Here is a 19,630-nt window from a genome sequence, read left to right on the forward strand (position 1 = left end):
TGTGCCCATCGTGGTTTAGGATTTCTTCCGATTGACCAGTGAAAAGGCGATCAACAACAACACCGTAACCGCCAGAAGCCCGGTCGAGATGGCATTAACCTCGGGCGTCATCTCGCGCCGCAATTGGCCCAGCATATAGGTGGGTAGGGTCTCTTGCCCGGCGGTTTTCACAAATTCCGTGATCACCACATCGTCGAGTGAGATTACGAAGGCCAGCATTGCCCCCGCCGCAATGCCCGGTCCCAACAGCGGCAAGGTCACCCGGCGGAAGGTCTGCCAAGGCGTTGCGTAAAGATCCGCCGCCGCGGTCTCCAGCGACAGATCCATGCCTTCAAGCCGCGCCCGGATCGGCAGATAGGCAAAGGGGATGCAAAAGGCCGAGTGCGCCAAGATCAAATAGCCCATGCCCTGATAGCCGGTCCAAGATTTCAGCACGCCAAAGAAGATCAAAAGCGCCACCGCCGTCACGATCTCGGGCACCATCAAGGGCTGGTTGATCGCCACAAAGATCACCGATTGCCCCTTGAACGCCCGCCGCCGCGTCGTCGCCAGCGCCGCCATCGTCGCGACCGAGGTCGAGATCACCGCCGCCGCCGAGGCCAGCACCAACGATCGCACCGCCGCCTCTTTGATCGCCACATTGGCCCAAGCGTCGTAATACCATTTCACCGACCAGCCCTGCCAATGGGTGATCGTGGTGCCTGCGTTGAAGCTATAGATCACCAGCGTGAAGATCGGCACATAAAGCACCAAGAACACCACCACCGCGATCGCGCCAAAGCCCGGCAGGCGCGAGACCTCAAAGCTTTTGTCAGCCATGCGGATTGCTCCCCTTGCCAGCCACCCGGACATAGAAGAGCAGCGCCACCATCACCAAGAGCAAGAGCGCCACCGAGAGCGAAGCCCCCAAAGGCCAGTTCCGCCCTTGGCCAAATTGCAGCTCAATGAAGTTGCCGATCATCATATTCTTGCCGCCGCCCAAGATGCGCGGCGTGACGTAAGCCCCCAGCGAGGGCACGAAAACAAGGATCGAGCCTGCAATGATCCCCGGCTTCACAATCGGCAAGATCACCCGACGCAAGACCTGCATCCGGCTGGCGTAAAGGTCATAGCCCGCCTCCAAAAGCCGCATGTCAAAGCGGTCAATCGCGGCGAAAAGCGGCAAAACCATCAGCGGCAGATAGACATAGGCCATGCCAATCAGCACCGCGGTATCGGTGTTCATCATCCGGATCGGCTCGGAGATCAGCCCCAGCCCCATCAAAGCCGTATTCATCAACCCTTCGGCCCGGATCACCTCGGTGATCGCAAAGGTGCGGATCAACAGGTTGGTCCAGAACGGGATGGTGATGAGGAAAAGCCAAAACGCCCGCGCTTTGGCGGGTCTTGTGGCGATGAACCACGCCGTCGGAAAGCCCACCGCAAAGGTGATCAGCGTCGTTAGGATCGAGATTTTCAGCGAGCGCCAGAAAATCGTCAAATGCGCATCGGCCAGCTTCAGCGTGTCATCAAAAATGTCGCGCGTATAAAGCAGGCTCACCCAAGCATCGGTGGAAAACTCCCATTTCACCCCGCCGGTGGCCCCTTTGGTCAGGAAGGAATAGACCACCACGATCAGCAAAGGCCCACAGGCGCCGATCAGCAAAAGGAACAGGGCAGGGGCGGAAAGCGCCCAAGCATTGCGGGCAGAGGCGCGGATCTGCCGGTCTTCAGCGGCGCTGGACATGTCAGTCCTCCACCCGTTGCACGGCCCCATCGGCAAAGCGGATGCCCACGGCGTCACCGGCCCGCAGCCCCGCCTCGCCATTGGCCGGGCTTTGCAGCCGCGCCACCACTTCGGTGCCGTCCGACAGCGCCAGATGGCAATGGGTGTCGGTGCCGAAATAGACGAGGCTCTTGACCACCGCCGACAGCCCACCCGCCTCAGCCGCCCCAAGCCGCAACTGCTCGGGCCGCACCGAAACCGTGGTGGTGCCCGAGGCCGCGCGCAAGCCCGCCACCTCAATCCGCTCACCCGTGCCCAGCCGCAAAGCACCATCTTCCGCGGTGCCGGTCAGGAAATTGGTCTCGCCAATAAAGCTTGCGACAAAGCGGTTGCGCGGCGAGATATAGATCTCCCGCGCCGAGCCCACCTGCTGGATCTTGCCCGCCGACATCACCGCAATGCGGTCTGACATCGTCAGCGCTTCTTCTTGGTCATGGGTGACAAAGACAAAGGTGATCCCGGTCTCGGTCTGCAACCGCTTCAGCTCGATCTGCATCTCTTTGCGCAGCTTCAGATCCAAAGCCGACAAAGGCTCATCCAACAAGAGAACCTTCGGCTGCGGTGCCAAAGCCCGCGCCAAAGCCACCCTTTGCTGCTGCCCCCCCGAAAGCTGCGAGGTTTTGCGCTCGGCCATCGCCTCAAGCTTCACCAAAGCCAGCATCTCGGCGACCCGCGCCTGCACTTCGGCTTTCGGCTTGCCCAGCATCTCCAGCCCGAAGGCGATATTCTCGGCCACGGTCAGATGCGGGAACAAAGCATAGCTTTGAAACACCGTGTTCACCGGCCGCTTATTGGGCGGCAAAGTGGTGATATCCGTGCCATCGAGCAGGATCGTCCCGCCCGAGGGCATCTCAAACCCTGCGATCAGCCGCAACAGCGTGGTCTTGCCGCAGCCCGAGGGGCCAAGCAGCGTGAAAAACTCGCCCCGGCGGATATCCACCGAGACATCATCCAGCGCCCGCACCGCGACAGCGCCCTGTCCAAAAGCCTTGATCACGCCTTTGGCCGAGATCGTTACGTCATCGGTCAATCCGCGTTCTCCCCGAAGTTGGTCGTTTATTATCGTTATCGTTCTTATCGTTTGATCATATTGGGCAGCCGCTCTCCGGTCTGACAAGCGATTCCTTAGCCAAGCCCCGCCAAAGCCGCTCGGCGCTGGGCCCAAGGTGCGGCCTGCTCAATCTCTGCACAAAGCGATATCAAAAGCTCATCTTTGCCAAAGGCCGCCGCGAGGTGGACACCAATCGGCAGCCCCGACTGTGACCATCCAAGCGGCAGATTGGCCGCAGGTTGCCCGCTGGCATTGAAGACCGCACAGAAGGGCGAATAGGCGAAAATCCCTTGCGGACCCGTGCGATAGGCGACGTAATCTTCCGTCTCATGCGCAAAGCGCCCCACCTTGGCGGGCGGCTCGGCCAAAGTGGCCGACAGGATGATATCCGGGCCGGATGCCCTTGCCGCAAGGCTCACGGGTTCGGCCCCTGAAGGCCCGCCCATCCGCCCGCCGGGGCTTGGGCCGAAAACCGCCGCCATCTCGCGGCCAAAGGCATGGATTTGCCCAACCGCTTCCAGATAACGCGCCGGATGCAGGCTTTCGGCATGGGCCACAGCACCGCGCCCGACGCCTTCGACCAGATCCGGCGTGAGCGCACGCCCTTTCAGCGCGCGGCGAATGCCCAATGCCGTGCCCACCGCGACAATATCCGTCCAAGCCCGCATCATCCCCGCCACATCAGCCTTCAGCGTCAGCGGCTCGACATGATGCCCAAGGCTCTCCAACAGCCGCCCGGTCGCCCGCACCGCCTCGGCCACCTCCGGGTCAATCGGCGCGCCGGTAAAGGTGCCTTCCACAATGCCGATCCGCAGCCGGGCAGGGGGGCGCGAGATCGCGTCGCTATGGCCCCGCTCCAAGGGCGGCGCCCAATAGGGCGCGCCCAAGTCAGCCCCTTCGCAAGCATCCAGCATCACAGCCGTGTCACGGACCGATCGGGTCAGGAACCCATCAATCGCCATCCCCGCCCAGCCTTCGCCAACGAAAGGACCATCCGGCAGCCGCGCCCGCGTTGGCTTGAACCCAAAAAGCCCGCAAGAGGCCGCCGGGATCCGGACCGAGCCGCCCCCGTCCGAGCCATGCGCGATTGAGACAATTCCCGCCGCCACAGCCGCCGCCGCGCCGCCCGAAGAACCGCCGGACGTATGCTCCAAATGCCAAGGGTTGCGCGTCGGCCCGCCGTAAACCGCTGCCTCGGTCGCAGCGCCGATCCCGCCCTCGGGGCTGGTGGTGCGGCCAAAGCAAACCACCCCCGTTGCGCGAATCCGCTGCCAAATCGCCGAATCTTTGCTCCAGACCGTATCGCGCAGCAGCCGACTGCCATTGTGGCTGGGGTAATCCACCGCCTCGGTGCCCAGATCCTTCAGCAAAAACGGCACGCCCCGGAACGGCCCTTCAGGCAAGCCCTTGGCAATCGCCCGCCGCGCCGCGCCCTCTTGGATTTGCACCACGGCATTCACGCTTGGATTGCGCAGCTCCACCGCCGCCAAAGCCGCATCCAAAAGCTCCTCCGGGCTCACCTCGCGCCGCGCCACCATCGCGGCCAAAGCCGTCGCATCCAGCGCCCCCAAATCCCCGATCATCGCCGTATCCCTCTCCCCCAACTCCCCCGATGCTGCCCGCAGCGCCGCCCTCCTGTCCAGCGCCGCGACAATTCCCGCCCCGCCTTTTCGGTTTGCGACAGATCCCGCCATGGCCGCGACATCCGCCTTTCGAAAGGCTTGACAGCTTGCTTTCCCCGCATCATGCAGAGCCCACCTTAGGTTCTGGGCGTCACACCCCGGATGAAAAGGGAATGCGGTGCAATTCCGCAGCTGCCCCCGCAACTGTAAGCGGCGAGCTTGGATGGACAAAAGCCACTGGGAAACCGGGAAGGCCCATCCGCGCCCCGACCCGCAAGCCAGGAGACCTGCCAGGGTGATCACCCTTACTTCCGTGCGAGGGGCGCGGAGGCAGGCGGATACCGCCAGTGGTGACGTTCACCCCGGGCGGAAAGTCACCTTTCCCACGGATATTGTTGACGTTTGGGCTGAAGAAGGCCCAATGAGGGAAAGGGAAAACCCGATGCAGGGCATTTCCAAACTGGCCATCCTGGCCGCAAGCACGGCGCTTTTGGCACCCGTGACGGCTTTCGCGCAAGAGACCGACGAGAACACCTATCTGGGTAAAATCTCCCTCACCGCCTCGTCTGAGGCGGTGGATGTCAGCCGCACAGGCGCCTCCGTCACCGTGGTGACCGAGGAAGAACTCGACACCGCTCCACTGCCCTTCGCTACCTATCTCGCCACCCTGCCGGGCGTCTCGACCAATGCCAATGGCGGCCTTGGCGCCACCACCTCGGTGCGCCTGCGCGGTCTGCCCGCCTATTACATCGGCACCAAGATCGACGGCATCGATGTGACCGATCCGGCGGGCCCGCAGCTCTACTTCGACTTCGCTGGCCTCACCACCGGGGGCCTGTCGCGGATCGAAGTGCTGCGCGGTGCCCAATCGGCGCTTTACGGCTCCGAGGCCGCTGCTGGCGTGATCGACATCAGCTCATGGCGACCCGAGAAAGATGGTCTTTCGGGCCAGATCGGCACCGAGGCCGGCTCCAATCAAACCTATGTCGGCACCGCCTCCGTCGGCTACCGCGACGACCGGACCGAGCTTGCCTTCACCCTCAACCGGACCATCACCGATGGCATCTCGGCCCATATCAACGGCACCGAGAAGGACGGCTACCAAGGCACCAACCTCTCGGCCTATGCCAGCCATGATGTGACCGAGAGCCTCACCTTGGGCGCCAGCCTCCTCATCCGCGACAATTACACCGAGTTCGATGCCTCCGGAGGCGATGCAGACAACACCTCTGACGGCATCCTGCGCGGCGGCCGGGTCTTTGCCCAAATCAACACCGGCGCGGTCGAACATGAGCTGTCCTTCTCGCGCATGACCATGCGCCGGGAAGTCATCGAATTCGCCACCCCGACCGATTTCTTCGGCGACCGCGACCAGATCGGCTATACCGGGGCTTGGGATGCCAATGACCAGCTCTCGATCAACTGGGGGCTTGAGCGCCGGGCCGAGGATTTCGTCCTTCTCAACCCCTACGGCGATAGCGCTGGCAAGCAATGGACCGCTTCGGCCTATGCCGAGCTGCTCTATGCGCCGAATGATCAGCTCGATCTCTCCTTCGCGCTGCGCCAAGATGAGCACAGCCGCTTCGGCGGTTACACTTCGGGCCGCGCCGCTGTCGCTTACCGGCCAACCGAGGATTGGATCATCCGCGCCGTCGCCGCCACCGGCTTCCGCGCGCCTTCGCCCTATGAGCTTTGGAGCAGCTACGGCAATCCGGCCTTCCAACCGGAAGAAAGCCGCAGCTTTGAACTTGGCCTCGAGCGGCTCTTGGCGGAAGGCTCGCTCAAAGCCACGCTCTTCGACATCAAGGTAGACAATCAGATCATCTATGATCCCAACATGGGCTGGGGTGCCTATACCCAAGTCGATGGCGAGGCCACGACCCGCGGGGTTGAGCTGGAAGCCAGCCAACAGCTCTCGGCCAATTGGAAGCTGACCGGCAGCTACACCTATAACGATGTCACCGTTGAAGAGGGCGGCAGCAGCCGTCGCGGCGCCCGCGCGCCGCGCCACAGCCTTGCCATCGGGCTTGATGGTCACATCTCCGACCGTCTGGCGGCCAATCTCACCGTGACCCATGTTGCCGGGGTGCTGGATGAAAGCGTCGACTATTCGACCACGCCCTATGTGGTCAGCCAAGTCGCGCTGGAAGATTACACCTTGGCCAATCTCGCTTTGGCCTATGATGTGAACGATCAGACCACCGCTTACATCCGGGTGGAAAACCTCTTTGATGAGACCTACCAAACCGTCAGCAATTTCGGTCAGCCGGGGCGGCAGGTCTATCTCGGCCTGCAAGCCAAATTCTGATCTGGTGCTGGGCCGGGGCAACTGCCTCGGCCCGTCACCCACGGCCATTTGACGATCCAATTTCAACGAAAGTTCGGGCATGGCGCAGAGAAACGGAGGTCATGACGTAAGCCAGACGTTTTCCATACGTCTGCCATACGTTTTCCATAGGCTGATTTCGGCGTTGCGGCGCGGTGCGCTGACCGCTTTGGCGCTGGGCGTCGCACTGCCCGCCGCCGCCGAGCCGCCGGCCCGTGTCGTCTCGATGAACCTCTGCACCGATCAGATCGCGCTGATGCTTGCCGCCCCCGGCCAGCTCATCTCTGTCAGCCGTTTGGCGGTCGATCCCCTGTCTTCCTCGATGGCCGCCGAGGCCGCCGCTTATCCGCCCAATCGCGGTCAGGCTGAGCAGATTTTCCTTATGAAACCAGACCTTGTGTTGGCCAGCACCTATAGCTCGATCTCCTCGGTTGCGCTGCTGCGCGACCTTGGCGTCACCGTGGTGCAGGTCGAGCCGGTCAATGCCCTCTCCCAAGTCGAGGCGCAAATTCTGACGATCGGCCAAGCCCTTGGCCGTGAAACCCAAGCCGAGGCCCTAGCGGCCGAGTTCCGCGAAGGGCTGAAGGGCCTGACATGGCAGGGCGAGTTGGCCACCGCCGCAATGTATTACCCAAATGGCTATACATCGGGCGCTGGATCTTTGGCAGATGATGTGCTCCGCACCGCAGGGTTCCACAACATCGGGGCCGAGTTGGGCCTCACCGGCGGCGGCACCTTGCCTTTGGAACGGCTGGTGATGGCCCAGCCCGATGTCATCGTGACCTCCACCCCCTATCCCGGCGGCTCCCGGTCCGAGGAGCTGCTGAACCACCCCGCCTTGGCCGAATTGCGCCAAGAAGCCGGGCTGGCCACCACCACAGATGCCGATTGGGTCTGCGGAACCCCCCATATCTTGCGTGCCTTGCGCAGCATGCGCGACGCGCGGGAGGCGCTGGAATGAAATATACCCTGCCAGTTTTGGCGCTTTTGGTGGCGCTTCTCTTCGCCGCCTCCCTGTTGATCGGCCCCGCCGGTCTTGGCCTTGGCGAAAGCCTGCATGCGCTTATCACCGGCCAAGGCGGCCCGGTCGTTCTCGTCATGCAAGAGATCCGTCTGCCCCGTGCCATCTTGGGCCTCCTGGCCGGCGCCGCCTTTGGTTTGGCGGGGGCGGCGATGCAGGGTTACCTCAGAAATCCGCTTGCAGAACCGGGGCTTATCGGCGTCTCCTCGGCTGCGGCGCTGGGCGCAGTGCTCTCCTTGCAGACCGGACTTGCCGCCGCTTTCGCCCTTGCCTTGCCGCTTTCGGCACTGGCCGGGGCGGGGCTTTCGGTCCTGTTGATCCTTCTTCTGGCCGGTCCCCGAGGTGGTGCCTTGGCCCTGATCCTCGCCGGTATCGCCATCTCGGCCTTGGCGGCGGCGCTGACCTCACTGGCGCTCAACCTTTCGTCTAACCCCTTCGCCGCAATGGAAATTGTCTATTGGATGATGGGTTCGCTTGCTGATCGCTCGATGACCCATGTCTGGCTTGCCGCCCCCTTCATCGCCCTCGGCCTTGCCGCGCTTCTCTCCATCGGACGCGGTCTGGACGCCCTTACCCTCGGGGAAGATGCGGCGCAAAGCATGGGCATCAACATGGCCCGGCTGCGCTGGACGCTGATCCTTGGCACCGCCGCCGCCATTGGCGCCTCGGTCGCCGTGGCGGGCGCGGTCGGTTTCGTCGGCCTTGTCGTGCCGCATATCCTGCGCCCCCTCGTCGCCGCCCGCCCTTCGCATCTTCTGCCCGCCGCCGCCTTGGGCGGGGCCGCCATGCTTCTTGCCGCCGATATCGCGACCCGGCTGATCGCCCCCGATCAGGACCTGAAACTGGGCGTTCTGACCGCCATTGTCGGCGCGCCATTCTTCCTTCATCTCATTTGGCGGATGCGGAGGGTCGAGGCATGAGCTTGCTTTCCTTGGACAAATTGACGGTGCGCCGAGGCGTCTGCCCGGTGGTGGATGGGGTCTCCTTTACCGTCCAGCCGGGCGAATTTGTCGGTTTGATCGGCCCCAACGGCGCCGGAAAGACCAGCCTTTTGCGCGGCGCTTTGGGGCTTTTGCCGCATGAGGGGCGCTCGTCGCTCAGCGCATTGCCTGCCGCCGCCCGCGCCCGCGCGGCCGCTTTCATGCCGCAAGGGCGCGAGATCGCTTGGCCGGTGACGGTGGAAACCTTGGTCGCTCTGGGCCGCTCTGGCCAGCCCGAGGACGGTACGGCGGTGGAAGAGGCCCTGCGCCGCATGGCCCTGCAAGGCTACCGAGGCCGCAAAGCCACGGCCCTTTCGGGGGGCGAGCAAGCCCGTGTGCTCATCGCCCGTGTGCTGGCCCAAGAGACCCCGCTGGTGCTGGCCGATGAGCCGGTCGCGGGCCTCGACCCCGAGGCGCAGATCCGCACCATGCAGGTCTTTGCGGGTCTTGCCGCCGAGGGCCGCAGCGTGATCGCCTCGATCCATGACCTTGGCCTTGCCGCCCGCCATTGCTCGCGGCTTTTGCTCTTGCACCGGGGCCAGCTGATTGCCGATGGCACGCCGGCTGAGGTGCTGACCGATCAACTCCTTGCTGATGCCTTTGGGATCAAAGGCTTCCATGCCATGACCCCCGAAGGCCCCGTCTTCCAACCGACCGAGGTTTTGCGGTGATCCACGTCTCGCTTGAGCGGCCTTGGCTGCGGGCCACGCTCTCTCAGCCGATGCGCCTGCTGTCGCATGCCCCGCATAACGCGGGCTATTGCACCACGGATGAGGTGCTTTGGCGCGAGGTGCGCAATGCCGATCTGACGCCGGATTTCCCGGTCGAAGACTGGTTCGCCGCCGAGATGCGCCGCGCGCCGCAAGCGGTGGGGATGATCACCTCGCGCGATGTTGGCAGCTATAATGAGGCCCGCGCGACGGTTGAGGGGATCACTGCGCAATGCGTGATCACTTTGGGGCTTTCCAATGCCGAAGCCGTGGGCAAGCGGTTGCCGTGGCACCCGGCCGATTTCGGCACGATCAACATTCTCGTCGCCACCGACGCCGCTTTGACCGAAACTGCGCAGCTTGAGGCGCTGACCATCGCCGTGCAGGCCCGCACTGCGGGGCTCATGAGCGCTGGACTTATGCTTGAGACGGGCCTTGCCACTGGCACCGGCACCGATTGCATCGCACTCGCCTGTCATCCGGGTCAGACGCGATATGCCGGGCTGCACACGGCGGTGGGAGAGGCGATTGGCGCTTGCGTGCGTGAGGGGATTGAGACCGCCGCGCAGGCTTGGATCGCTTGGCGTGATGCCAAGCGCGCGGGGCGGATCTGAGGGAAACCCTTGCGGTCTTAGCGCCTTAGGGCGCTGAACTGGCCTCTGGCAGCGGGGCGAGTTGCAGCTCTTGTTGCAGCGCGCCGTCTTCGGTGAAGACCAAGATCCGATCGTCTTGCGTCACCACCGCGATCCAGCCTTTGCCAAAGGTCACCGCCTCGGGCTGCGCGCCCTGAGGCATCTGCAAGGCCGCAGGCAGCGCGGAGAGGCCCGCATGGGCCGCTGGCGGGGCATCCTCCTTTGCCGCCGGCAGGCGGGTGACAATCAGCCCGACGATGGTTATGACACCGCCAATCATCACCAGCATCAGCACGATGACCAAAAGTTTCAACAGACGCAGTGAGGGCGGTAGGCCTTCCCCCGACGGAGCATCAGTCATGCAAGAGCCTTTCTTGGACGGGGACGAAGGCGAGGAATCCTTGGCCGGCGCGGAAGTGCTGCGCGTCACCTATGAGGGCGAGGCAGTTGAGCGCCTTGATAAGGCTCTTGCGGCTTCAGTGCCAGAGGAGGCGTCGCTGTCGCGCTCACGCCTGATGCGGATGATCGGCGATGGGGCGGTGCGTCGCGGCGGCGTTGCGCTGACCAACCCCAAGGAAAAGGTCCAGCCGGGCGAGGTGTTTGAGATCGAGATTGTGGCTTCGGTCACTGCAGATCTTCTGGCCGAGGATATCCCGCTTGAGGTGATCTATGAGGATGCCGAGCTGATCGTGGTGAACAAACCCGCGGGCATGGTGGTGCATCCGGCACCCGGCAGCCCGCGCGGCACGCTTGCCAACGCCTTGATGCACCACTGCGGTGACAGCCTGTCAGGCATCGGTGGCGAGCGGCGGCCGGGGATCGTGCACCGGATCGATAAGGACACCACCGGGCTTTTGGTGGCGGCCAAAACCGACCGCGCGCATCAGGGGCTTGCGGCGCAATTTGCCGCCCATACGGTGACGCGGCGCTATATTGCGCTGGTCAATGGCGTGCCCGAAGGGGCCGATCCGCGCTTGCGCGGCCATCGCGGGGTGAGCTTTGAGCCGGGTGGGGTGATCCGCATCGCCACGGGGCTGGCGCGGCACAAGACTGACCGTCAGCGTCAGGCTGTGGTTTGGGATGGTGAAGGCCGTCCGGCGGTGACGCGCACGCGGGTGATTGAGACCTTTGCCGAGCAAGCCGCGCTGGTGGAATGCTGGCTTGAGACCGGGCGCACGCATCAGATCCGGGTGCATATGACCTATGTGGGGCATGGGCTCTTGGGCGACCAAACCTATGGCGGCAAACGCAAAATCTCGGAGAAAGCTTTGGGAGAGGGCGCGGTGGCGGGCAATGCCTTCCCGCGTCAAGCGTTGCATGCCGCCACTTTGGGCTTTGAGCATCCGGTCACGGGTGAGCGGATGGAGTTTGCCGCCGATCTGCCGGCGGATCTTGCCGCTTTGCTCGAGGCTTTGCGCCAAGGCGCGTCCGGATCCCATTGAGCGCCTTGCGGCGCAAGTTTTTTGAGCTGCCCCACCGCGCAGGGCGCGGAGGGCCAGCGCGTGCCTCCGGCGGGGATGTTCTGTTTTAAAAGAGCGGCAGGCTCGGCGCTTTTTGGCCGCTTGTTGCGCGTTCGGGTGATCGTGCAGTTGCAGCATATTGTGCAGTTCGTGTCTCGGGTGTAGCGTTCAGCTTCAGCCGGCGATGCCGGTGTGGCTTTGGAGCTATGCTCAGCCCGCCTGCCAGGCGGGATTTCTCGGCGGAATGCGGGCGCGGATCTATGCGCTTGCCCTTGGTTGGCCGCCTCGCGCAATCCTGACTCTTATCCCCTTTTCTCATATGGCGCTGAGCGCCCGGTGTCGTGATGACCGACGAATCCGCCCTATTCTTAGGGCCAAAGCCTGTGGCGCATCTCAGTGAAGATGCCCTTGATATTGCAGACTATTTGCGGGCTGAGGCGGATGCTGATGCCGATATCCACAACCATACCCTGCATCGGCAGGGCATCGGCGCCTTGGCGCTTGGCGCTTTGGGGGTGGTTTACGGCGATATCGGCACCTCGCCCCTCTATGCCTTCCGCGAGGCTTTGCGGGCCACCGGCGTGGCCCAGCCTGCGGCGCCTGAGGTTTTGGGGCTCTTGTCCTTGCTGATCTGGACGCTGCTGCTGATCGTGACGGTGAAATATGTCTTCGTGCTGTTGCGCGCCGACAACCGGGGCGAGGGCGGGATCCTGTCGCTTTACACGCTTGTGCGCTTGGCGATTGGCCGCCGCTCGATCCCGATCTTGCTTTTGGCGATGGCGGGGGCAGCGCTTTTTGCTGGGGATGCGGCGATCACCCCGGCGATCTCGGTCTTGTCTGCGGTCGAGGGCATGGGGCTGATCTTGCCGCAGCTTGAGGCCTATGTCTTGCCGGTGACTTTGGGCATCTTGGTGGCGCTTTTTATGGTGCAGCGCCAAGGCACCGCGCGGGTGGCGCAATTCTTTGGCCCGGTGATGCTCTTGTGGTTTGCGGTGCTGGCGGGCATGGGGCTTTGGCACCTTGCCGAGGCGCCGATGGTGCTGTGGGCCGTCAATCCGGCCTGGGGAATTTCCTTCCTGATCGGCCATCCGGGCGTGGCCTTTGTGGTACTCGGCGCGATCTTTCTGGCCGTCACGGGCGGCGAGGCGCTTTACGCCGATCTGGGGCATTTTGGCCGTAAACCAATCAGCTGGGCTTGGTTTGGTCTGGTGCTGCCGGCTTTGGTGCTGAATTACCTTGGGCAAGGTGCTTTGGTGCTGAGCCACCCCGAGACCGCCGAGAATCCGTTCTACAGCCTTGCCTCGGCGGCGTTTTTACCGGTGTTGGTGGGGCTGGCCACCGCCGCCACCGTGATCGCTGCGCAGGCCGTGATCACCGGGGCTTTTTCGATGGCGCGGGCGGCGGTGCAGTTGGGCTTTTTGCCGCGACTGCGCATCGTTCACACCGCCGAGGGGCAAAGCGGGCAAATCTACATTGGTGCGGTGAACTGGCTTTTGTTGGCAGGCGTGATCTGGCTGGTGGTGGGCTTTGGCACATCCACTGCGCTGGCCTCGGCTTATGGGATCGCGGTCACCGGCACGATGGTGCTGACCACGGTTTTGGGGCTGTTCTATCTGACCCGCGTGCGCGGGATGCCGCTGGCTTTTGCCGTTCTGCTGACAAGTCCTATCCTTTTGATCGAGATGGTTTTCCTTGCCTCCAACCTGACCAAAATTCACGAGGGTGGCTATGTTCCGGTGCTGGTGGCGCTGGTCATTTGTGGGCTGATGTGGATCTGGTGGCGCGGCACGCAGGCGGTGAAGATGCGGGTGCATCGGTTGGCGGTGACGGTGCCATCCTTTGTGCAGATCATGCGACGCAGTTCGGTGCATCGGATTCCGGGCACAGCCTTCTTCCTGACCGGCGATCCGGAGATCGTGCCCTCGGCGCTGTTGCATAACATGAAGCACAATCGTGTCTTGCATGAGCAGACCGTGTTCTTGACGGTTGAAACCCTGCGCGTGCCCTATGCCACCGCTGAAGAACGCGCCTTTGTCGAGGATTTGGGTGGGGCTTTCACACGGGTCATCTTGCGCTTTGGCTTTATGGAGACGCCCAATATCAGCCGGGCGATGGCGCATGCGCGGCGGGCGGGGCTGAGGTTCGATGTGATGACCTCGACCTTCTTCTTGGGGCGGCGTCGCGCGGTGGCCACAGGGCAGGGGCTCGAGCTGAGTTTGGACCGGGCTTATGTGGCGATGAGCCGATTTGCCGCCGATCCCAGTGATTTTTATCACCTGCCGCGCGATCGGGTGGTGGAATTGGGGGAACGGGTTGCGATCTGATGCGTTGGCGCGGGCAGAGATAGGAAACGGCTTTGCAAATGCCATCCTCTCTCTGCTGACATTCCCGTGACTGGAATGTCACAAATCTGGCAGAGCGACGGAACCCGACACATATTTCGTTAACCTAAGGATGATAGTCGGCGCGGCGCGGGTTCTTGAAACCCAAGAGCGCGCTCCTTAGATAACGCGATCCCCGGGGGCTGATGGCACCGGGTAACAATAGGGGGCAGACATGAGCACCTACGCAAATCTTCCGGCACCCAGCCCCGAGCAGGGTCTGAACCGGTATCTGCAAGAAATTCGCAAATTCCCGCTCTTGGAGCCGGAAGAAGAATATATGTTGGCCAAGGCTTGGGTCGACCGGCAAGACAGTGAAGCGGCGCACCGGATGGTTACCTCGCATCTGCGTTTGGCGGCCAAGATCGCTATGGGCTACCGCGGCTACGGCCTGCCGCAGGCCGAGGTGATCTCGGAAGCGAACGTTGGCCTGATGCAGGCGGTGAAGCGGTTTGACCCCGAAAAGGGCTTCCGTTTGGCCACTTATGCGATGTGGTGGATCCGCGCCTCGATCCAGGAATACATCCTGCGGTCGTGGAGCTTGGTGAAGCTGGGCACCACCTCTGCGCAGAAAAAGCTGTTCTTCAATCTGCGCAAAGCCAAGGCCAAGGTCGGTGCTTTGGAAGAGGGCGATTTGCGGCCTGAGAACCTTGCCAAGATCGCGCAGGATCTGTCGGTCTCGGAAGCCGAAGTGATCTCGATGAACCGGCGTTTGTCGGGCGGCGACGCTTCGTTGAATGCGATGGTCGGCTCGGAAGAGGGCGGGGCGCAGTGGCAAGATTGGCTGGAAGACGAAGACAGCGATCAGGCCGGCGCTTATGCCGAGCAAGACGAACTTGACACCCGTCGCGCACTTTTGGCCGAGGCGATGTCGGTGCTGAACGACCGCGAAAAGGACGTCTTGGTGCAGCGCCGTCTGGCGGATGAGCCGAAAACGCTTGAGGAGCTGTCGGAGAACTACGGCGTCAGCCGTGAACGGATCCGTCAGATCGAAGTGCGGGCCTTTGAAAAGCTGCAAGCCCGGATGCGGGATCTTGCGCGCGGCAAGGGCTTGGCTGTTCCGGCCTGATCCGCGTGATGGGCCAAAGCGCTTGGCGCAAAGGGCTGCGTTGGCCGGGCTTGGAAAGGCCCGGCCTTTTGCCATTCCAACGGGGCAAAGCGGCTTTGCCTGAAGCGTTGCCGCGCCGCTCCCACCGTTTTTATTTGCTCCTAAGAGCCGGTAAGGGTAGAGCCAGCGCATGAAAATGACCGATACATTCTTGAAGCCGATGCACCCCGAGGGGTGGAAATTCGTTCCCGTATTCGCGCTGGTGACGCTGGCGCTGTTCTGGCTCTGGCAGCCTTTGGGCTGGATCGGGCTGGGGTTGACGGTTTGGTGCTATTATTTCTTCCGCGACCCCAAGCGCGCGGTGCCGCAAAACCGTGGTCTGCTTGTCAGCCCCGCCGATGGCGTGGTCAGCCTGATGGGCCCGGCCGTGCCGCCGCCTGAACTGGGGCTTGGCCCTGCACCGATGATGCGTGTTTCGGTCTTCATGTCGGTCTTCAACTGCCATGTGAACCGCGCGCCGATCGCCGGTGAGGTGACGGCCGTCTCCTATCGCTCGGGCAAGTTCTTGAACGCTTCGCTCGATAAAGCCTCGGTCGATAATGAGCGCAACGCTGTGGCAATCCGGATGGATGATGGCCGCCAGATCGCGGTGGTGCAGATCGCTGGATTGGTGGCACGGCGCATCCTGTGCTGGACCGCGCCGGGGCAGAGCCTGCGCACCGGCGAGCGTTTCGGCCTGATCCGTTTTGGCAGCCGCTTGGATGTCTATCTGCCCGAAGGTGTTGAGCCGCAGGTGGCCCTTGGCCAAACGATGGTCGCGGGTGAGACGGTGATCGCCTATGTCGGTCAGGATATGCCGGCCCTTGCGGCAAGGATTGAGTGATGGCACCGCAGCCCGAGGATCCCCAAGCTGACGCTTGGCTGCCACAAAAGAAAGGGGCCAAGGAGCCTCAGCTGCATTTGCTGAAACTGCTGCCGAACCTTGTGTCGATTCTGGCGCTTTGTGCCGGTCTGACTGCGATCCGTTTTGCCATTTCTGGCAGGATCTCTGAGGCGGTGTTCCTGATCGCCCTAGCGGCGGCTTTGGATGGGCTGGACGGTCGGCTGGCCCGGATGCTGAAAAGCGAAAGCGACATTGGTGCCGAACTCGACAGTCTGTGTGACTTTGTCAATTTCGGCGTCGTTCCGGGCATTGTGCTTTACCTTTGGGGGTTGAGCAGTGAAATCCAGATCGGCTGGATCGCCGTTCTGGTCTATGCCGTTTGCTGCATGCTGCGCTTGGCGCGGTTCAACGTGGGCAACCGCCTTGCGGCCCCGGCCGAGACCTCAGCTTTCATCGGCGTGCCCTCACCGGCGGGGGCGATGCTGGCCTTGCTGCCGATTTATCTGAGCCATGTGACCGATTACCGCCTGCCGGCTTTGTTCGTTGCGGCATGGATGGTGGCGATTGGCGCGCTGATGATCAGCCGCTTGCCCACGCCAAGCATGAAACGCGCCACAGTGGCGGCCTCTTGGGCGCGCTATGTGCTGGTCTTCGGTGTGGTGGTGATCGCATCGCTCTTCACCTATCCTTGGGTCACCTTGCTGGTGCTGTCGCTGTGCTATCTGGGCGCGATCCTTTCGCTGGCTTTGGCCGGGCTGCGCAGGAAGCGGCGGAACTGAATGGCTTGCGGCGGGCTGCCCCGCCGCCTAGCCTCTCCCTTTGAGCGATGGGGGGGGGTAGAATGAAGACAATCCGTTGGGGAATTCTGGGCGCCGCAAGGTTTGCGCAGAACCATATGGCTCCGGCGATCCATGCCGCACATGGCGCCGAACTGGTGGCGCTGGCCACCTCGGATCCCGGCAAGGCTGCCGGATTTCAGGCCTTCTGCCCATCTTTGCGCCTGCATGAAAGCTACGAGGCATTGCTGGCCGACCCCGAGATCGACGCGGTCTATGTGCCCTTGCCCAACCATCTGCATGTCGCATGGACGCTAAAGGCGTTGCGGGCGGGCAAACATGTGCTGACCGAAAAGCCGATTGCGCTGCACGCGGGTGAGATTGACGAACTCATTGCCGAGCGCGACCGCAGCGGATTGCTGGCGGCCGAGGCCTTTATGGTCGTGCATCACCCGCAATGGCAGCGGGCCAAGGAATGGCTTGCGGCGGGCGAGATTGGCACCCTGCGCCATGTCGATGCGGTCTTCAGCTTCAACCTGACCGACGCCGGCAATATCCGGAACCGCCCCGAGACTGGTGGCGGCTCGCTGCGCGACATTGGCGTTTATACCTTTGGCGCGGCACGCTTTGTGACGGGTGCCGAGCCGGTGGCACTAGAGGCGCGGGTGCAGCGCGAGAATGGCATCGACGCTTTGGCGCATGTCTTTGGCCGGATGGAGGGGGGCGGCCACGCCTTCACCTACCATTCGACCACCGGCATGCGGCTTTACAACCGCCAATGCGTGACCTTCCAAGGCGATAAGGGCATGATCCGGCTGGAGGGCGGCTGTTTCAACGCCAATGTCAACGATATGGCCGAAGTTGAACTGCATCAGCAGGGCAATCGGGTGATCTCCGAGCGCTTCCCGGCAGCGCCTCAGTATAAGTTGCAAGTTGAGGCCTTTGGCCGCGCGATCCGCGAAGGGGGGGCCTATCCCTGGCCGCTGGAAGCCGCGCAAGGCACGCAAAGGATGATGGACCGCGCCTATGCGGCGGCGGTGGAGTTCCCCTGAACTGACGACATCATCCAACGGAAAAGCCCTGCTCAGATGAGCAGGGCTTTGTTGTTTTTGCTGAGAGAGGAAAGGCTTAGTCCTCCATCGCCTCCAGCTCATCGATGAAGCCCGAGATCATGTTCAGACCCTTGTCCCAGAAGGCCGGATCCGACAAATCAAGGCCGAAGGGGGCCAGCAGCTCTTTGTGGTGTTTGGAGCCGCCAGCTTTCAGCAGATCGAAATACTTCGCCTCAAAGTCGGGCAAACCACCCTCATAGGCGGCATAAAGCGCGTTCACCAAACCATCGCCGAAAGCATAGGCATAGACGTAGAAGGGCGAGTGCACGAAATGCGGGATATAGGCCCAGAAGGTCTCATATCCGTCCATGAAGTCAAAGGCATCGCCAAGGCTTTGCGCCTGCACCGACATCCACAAAGCGTTGATGTCATCGGGCGTCAGCTCGCCTTCCGCGCGGGCGGCGTGCAGCTTGCATTCGAAGTCGTAGAAGGCGATCTGGCGGACCACCGTGTTGATCATATCCTCAACCTTGCCCGCCAGCAGCGTCTTACGCTCGGCCGGGGTTTTGACCTGCGACAGCAGTTGGCGGAAGGTCAGCATCTCACCGAAAACCGAAGCGGTCTCGGCCAAGGTCAAAGGCGTGGCCGAGAGCAATTCGCCCTGACCGGCCGCCAGAACTTGGTGCACACCGTGGCCCAGCTCATGCGCCAAGGTCATGACATCGCGGGGTTTTCCAAGGTAGTTCAGCATCACATAGGGATGCACCGTGGTCACCGTCGGATGGGCAAAGGCGCCCGGAGCCTTGCCGGCTTTGACGCCCGCATCGATCCAGCCCTTGTCGAAGAAGGGCTTGGCCAAAGCTGCCATCTCAGGCGAGAAGGCGCCGTAAGCTTCCATCACCGTCTTCTCGGCGGTGGCCCAATCGACGGTCTTCGGCTGCTCGATCGGCAAGGGCGCGTTGCGGTCCCAGACTTGCAGCGTCTCAAGCCCCAGCCATTTCGCCTTCAGCCGGTAATAGCGGTGCGACAGCTTGGGGTAGGCCGCGACCACGGCATTGCGCAGGGCTTCCACCACCTCAGGCTCGACATGGTTCGACAGATGCCGGCCATGCTGCGGCGAGGGCATCTTGCGCCAGCGGTCATGGATCTCTTTTTCCTTGGCCAGCGTGTTGTGGACGCGGGAGAAGAGCTTGATCTGCTTGCCAAACCCTTCCGCCAAGGCGCGCGCGGCGGCCTCACGGCGGGGGCGGGCGGTATCGGTCAAAAGGTTCAGCGTCGCCTCAAGGTTCAGCGACTCATCCTCACCTGCTACGGCGAACATCATCCCGGCGAGCGTCTCATCAAAGAGCTTGTTCCAAGCCGAGGCACCGACAACGGATTCGTCATGCAAGAAGCGCTCCAACTCATCCGAGAGCTGGTGTGGGCGCATGGCGCGCAGACGCTCAAACACCGGTTTGTAGCGCGCAAGGTCGGCATTCTCGGCCAGAAGACGATCCAGATGGGCATCTTCCAAGCGGTTGAATTCAAGGCTCCAAAACACCAAAGGCGTGGTCGCATCGGTGACGCGGCCCTCGGCATCGGCCATGAATTTGGCGCGCTCGGAATCCATGGTGTTTTGGTAGTAGCGCAGGCCCGCATAGGACATCAGACGCCCGGCGGTGATGTCGATCTGCTCATAGGCCTGCACGGCGGCTAGAAGGCCCACTGCATCCAAACCGGCCAGCTTGCCCTCATAGGAGGCGGAAAAATCGGCGCAAGCTTGGTCAAGCCAATCCATATCGCGGGCAAATTCCGGCGCATCTGGCGAGGCGTAGAGATCGGTCAGATCCCATTCCGGCAGACGACCGAACTCATCGCCCTTGGCAAAGGCTGAGGCGCCGAAAGTCCGGCGGGGCAGGGGCAGGGTCATGATGCATCCTTTGC

Annotated in this window: 17 protein-coding genes and 1 riboswitch; of the genes, 11 read left to right on the forward strand and 6 right to left on the reverse strand. The window is 62.7% G+C overall.

Going from position 1 to position 19,630, the window contains the following annotated elements; all coding sequences use genetic code 11:
• Positions 1-15 precede the first annotated feature (15 nt).
• The 4 genes from Q9295_RS05365 to Q9295_RS05380 form a co-directional block, all read right to left on the reverse strand.
• A complete protein-coding gene (locus Q9295_RS05365) occupies positions 16-819 on the reverse strand; it encodes an ABC transporter permease (RefSeq protein WP_306679481.1) in 804 nt (267 codons plus the stop codon).
• On the reverse strand, positions 812-1,726 hold the full coding sequence (locus Q9295_RS05370; RefSeq protein ID WP_306679482.1) for an ABC transporter permease: 915 nt from the start codon (positions 1,724-1,726) through the stop codon (positions 812-814). The genes Q9295_RS05365 and Q9295_RS05370 overlap by 8 nt, the downstream gene beginning before the upstream one ends.
• A 1-nt stretch (position 1,727) precedes the next feature.
• Entirely contained in the window at positions 1,728-2,795 is a 1,068-nt protein-coding gene (locus Q9295_RS05375) for an ABC transporter ATP-binding protein (RefSeq protein WP_306679483.1), read from the reverse strand.
• 95 nt (positions 2,796-2,890) lie between these two features.
• Complete coding sequence (locus Q9295_RS05380) at positions 2,891-4,399, reverse strand: amidase (protein ID WP_306679484.1); 1,509 nt, start codon at positions 4,397-4,399, stop codon at positions 2,891-2,893.
• Between the two features lie 161 nt (positions 4,400-4,560).
• A riboswitch (cobalamin riboswitch) is annotated at positions 4,561-4,746 on the forward strand.
• A 113-nt stretch (positions 4,747-4,859) separates the two neighbouring features.
• On the opposite strand from Q9295_RS05380, the gene Q9295_RS05385 reads away from it, so the two are divergent.
• The 5 genes from Q9295_RS05385 to Q9295_RS05405 all read left to right on the forward strand — a co-directional run bounded on the left by Q9295_RS05385 (position 4,860) and on the right by Q9295_RS05405 (position 10,089).
• Entirely contained in the window at positions 4,860-6,746 is a 1,887-nt protein-coding gene (locus Q9295_RS05385) for a TonB-dependent receptor plug domain-containing protein (protein WP_306679485.1), read from the forward strand.
• Between the two features lie 151 nt (positions 6,747-6,897).
• Complete coding sequence (locus Q9295_RS05390) at positions 6,898-7,725, forward strand: ABC transporter substrate-binding protein (RefSeq protein WP_373457430.1); 828 nt, start codon at positions 6,898-6,900, stop codon at positions 7,723-7,725.
• Complete coding sequence (locus Q9295_RS05395; protein WP_306679487.1) at positions 7,722-8,705, forward strand: FecCD family ABC transporter permease; 984 nt, start codon at positions 7,722-7,724, stop codon at positions 8,703-8,705. Before Q9295_RS05390 ends, Q9295_RS05395 begins: the two co-directional genes overlap by 4 nt.
• Positions 8,702-9,436 (forward strand): ABC transporter ATP-binding protein, encoded by a 735-nt coding sequence (locus tag Q9295_RS05400; protein ID WP_306679488.1) that lies wholly within the window; start codon positions 8,702-8,704, stop codon positions 9,434-9,436. The genes Q9295_RS05395 and Q9295_RS05400 overlap by 4 nt, the downstream gene beginning before the upstream one ends.
• Positions 9,433-10,089 (forward strand): adenosylcobinamide amidohydrolase, encoded by a 657-nt coding sequence (locus Q9295_RS05405; RefSeq protein WP_306679489.1) that lies wholly within the window; start codon positions 9,433-9,435, stop codon positions 10,087-10,089. The genes Q9295_RS05400 and Q9295_RS05405 overlap by 4 nt, the downstream gene beginning before the upstream one ends.
• Positions 10,090-10,114: 25 nt before the next feature.
• Here the strand turns inward: Q9295_RS05405 and Q9295_RS05410 are convergent, their stop codons facing one another.
• Positions 10,115-10,468 (reverse strand): DUF6476 family protein, encoded by a 354-nt coding sequence (locus Q9295_RS05410; RefSeq protein ID WP_306679490.1) that lies wholly within the window; start codon positions 10,466-10,468, stop codon positions 10,115-10,117.
• On the opposite strand from Q9295_RS05410, the gene Q9295_RS05415 reads away from it, so the two are divergent.
• The 6 genes from Q9295_RS05415 (at position 10,467) to Q9295_RS05440 (ending at position 17,707) form a co-directional block, all read left to right on the forward strand.
• Positions 10,467-11,549, forward strand: coding sequence for an RluA family pseudouridine synthase (locus Q9295_RS05415; protein WP_306679491.1), 1,083 nt, complete (start codon positions 10,467-10,469; stop codon positions 11,547-11,549). The two genes, Q9295_RS05410 and Q9295_RS05415, sit on opposite strands and share 2 nt — an antisense overlap.
• A 362-nt stretch (positions 11,550-11,911) precedes the next feature.
• Positions 11,912-13,891, forward strand: coding sequence for a potassium transporter Kup (locus tag Q9295_RS05420; protein ID WP_306679492.1), 1,980 nt, complete (start codon positions 11,912-11,914; stop codon positions 13,889-13,891).
• A 232-nt stretch (positions 13,892-14,123) separates the two neighbouring features.
• A complete protein-coding gene (gene rpoH, locus Q9295_RS05425; RefSeq protein WP_306679493.1) occupies positions 14,124-15,017 on the forward strand; it encodes an RNA polymerase sigma factor RpoH in 894 nt (297 codons plus the stop codon).
• Between the two features lie 169 nt (positions 15,018-15,186).
• Entirely contained in the window at positions 15,187-15,879 is a 693-nt protein-coding gene (locus Q9295_RS05430; RefSeq protein WP_306679494.1) for a phosphatidylserine decarboxylase, read from the forward strand.
• On the forward strand, positions 15,879-16,658 hold the full coding sequence (gene pssA, locus Q9295_RS05435) for a CDP-diacylglycerol--serine O-phosphatidyltransferase (RefSeq protein ID WP_306679495.1): 780 nt from the start codon (positions 15,879-15,881) through the stop codon (positions 16,656-16,658). The genes Q9295_RS05430 and pssA overlap by 1 nt, the downstream gene beginning before the upstream one ends.
• Before the next feature lie 62 nt (positions 16,659-16,720).
• Positions 16,721-17,707: a Gfo/Idh/MocA family protein gene (locus Q9295_RS05440; RefSeq protein WP_306679496.1), complete on the forward strand. Its 987-nt coding sequence runs from the start codon at positions 16,721-16,723 to the stop codon at positions 17,705-17,707.
• A gap of 76 nt (positions 17,708-17,783) precedes the next feature.
• Here Q9295_RS05440 and Q9295_RS05445 read toward each other — a convergent pair whose 3' ends face one another.
• Positions 17,784-19,616, reverse strand: a complete 1,833-nt coding sequence (locus Q9295_RS05445; RefSeq protein ID WP_306679497.1) for a M3 family oligoendopeptidase — start codon at positions 19,614-19,616, stop codon at positions 17,784-17,786.
• Positions 19,617-19,630 lie beyond the last annotated feature (14 nt).

It is taken from the genome of Pseudogemmobacter lacusdianii (genome assembly GCF_030848395.1).
GTDB lineage: Bacteria > Pseudomonadota > Alphaproteobacteria > Rhodobacterales > Rhodobacteraceae > Pseudogemmobacter > Pseudogemmobacter lacusdianii.

What these genes read in the sequence shown, in the direction of transcription:
- Q9295_RS05365 (WP_306679481.1), bottom strand. Translation starts at nt 819, where the DNA reads ATGGCTGACAAAAGCTTTGAGGTCTCGCGCCTGCCGGGCTTTGGCGCG.
- Q9295_RS05370 (WP_306679482.1), bottom strand. Translation starts at nt 1,726, where the DNA reads ATGTCCAGCGCCGCTGAAGACCGGCAGATCCGCGCCTCTGCCCGCAAT.
- Q9295_RS05380 (WP_306679484.1), bottom strand. Translation starts at nt 4,399, where the DNA reads ATGATCGGGGATTTGGGGGCGCTGGATGCGACGGCTTTGGCCGCGATG.
- Q9295_RS05385 (WP_306679485.1), top strand. Translation starts at nt 4,860, where the DNA reads ATGAGGGAAAGGGAAAACCCGATGCAGGGCATTTCCAAACTGGCCATC.
- Q9295_RS05395 (WP_306679487.1), top strand. Translation starts at nt 7,722, where the DNA reads ATGAAATATACCCTGCCAGTTTTGGCGCTTTTGGTGGCGCTTCTCTTC.
- Q9295_RS05400 (WP_306679488.1), top strand. Translation starts at nt 8,702, where the DNA reads ATGAGCTTGCTTTCCTTGGACAAATTGACGGTGCGCCGAGGCGTCTGC.
- Q9295_RS05415 (WP_306679491.1), top strand. Translation starts at nt 10,467, where the DNA reads ATGCAAGAGCCTTTCTTGGACGGGGACGAAGGCGAGGAATCCTTGGCC.
- Q9295_RS05410 (WP_306679490.1), bottom strand. Translation starts at nt 10,468, where the DNA reads ATGACTGATGCTCCGTCGGGGGAAGGCCTACCGCCCTCACTGCGTCTG.
- Q9295_RS05420 (WP_306679492.1), top strand. Translation starts at nt 11,912, where the DNA reads ATGACCGACGAATCCGCCCTATTCTTAGGGCCAAAGCCTGTGGCGCAT.
- rpoH (WP_306679493.1), top strand. Translation starts at nt 14,124, where the DNA reads ATGAGCACCTACGCAAATCTTCCGGCACCCAGCCCCGAGCAGGGTCTG.
- Q9295_RS05430 (WP_306679494.1), top strand. Translation starts at nt 15,187, where the DNA reads ATGAAAATGACCGATACATTCTTGAAGCCGATGCACCCCGAGGGGTGG.
- pssA (WP_306679495.1), top strand. Translation starts at nt 15,879, where the DNA reads ATGGCACCGCAGCCCGAGGATCCCCAAGCTGACGCTTGGCTGCCACAA.
- Q9295_RS05440 (WP_306679496.1), top strand. Translation starts at nt 16,721, where the DNA reads ATGAAGACAATCCGTTGGGGAATTCTGGGCGCCGCAAGGTTTGCGCAG.
- Q9295_RS05445 (WP_306679497.1), bottom strand. Translation starts at nt 19,616, where the DNA reads ATGACCCTGCCCCTGCCCCGCCGGACTTTCGGCGCCTCAGCCTTTGCC.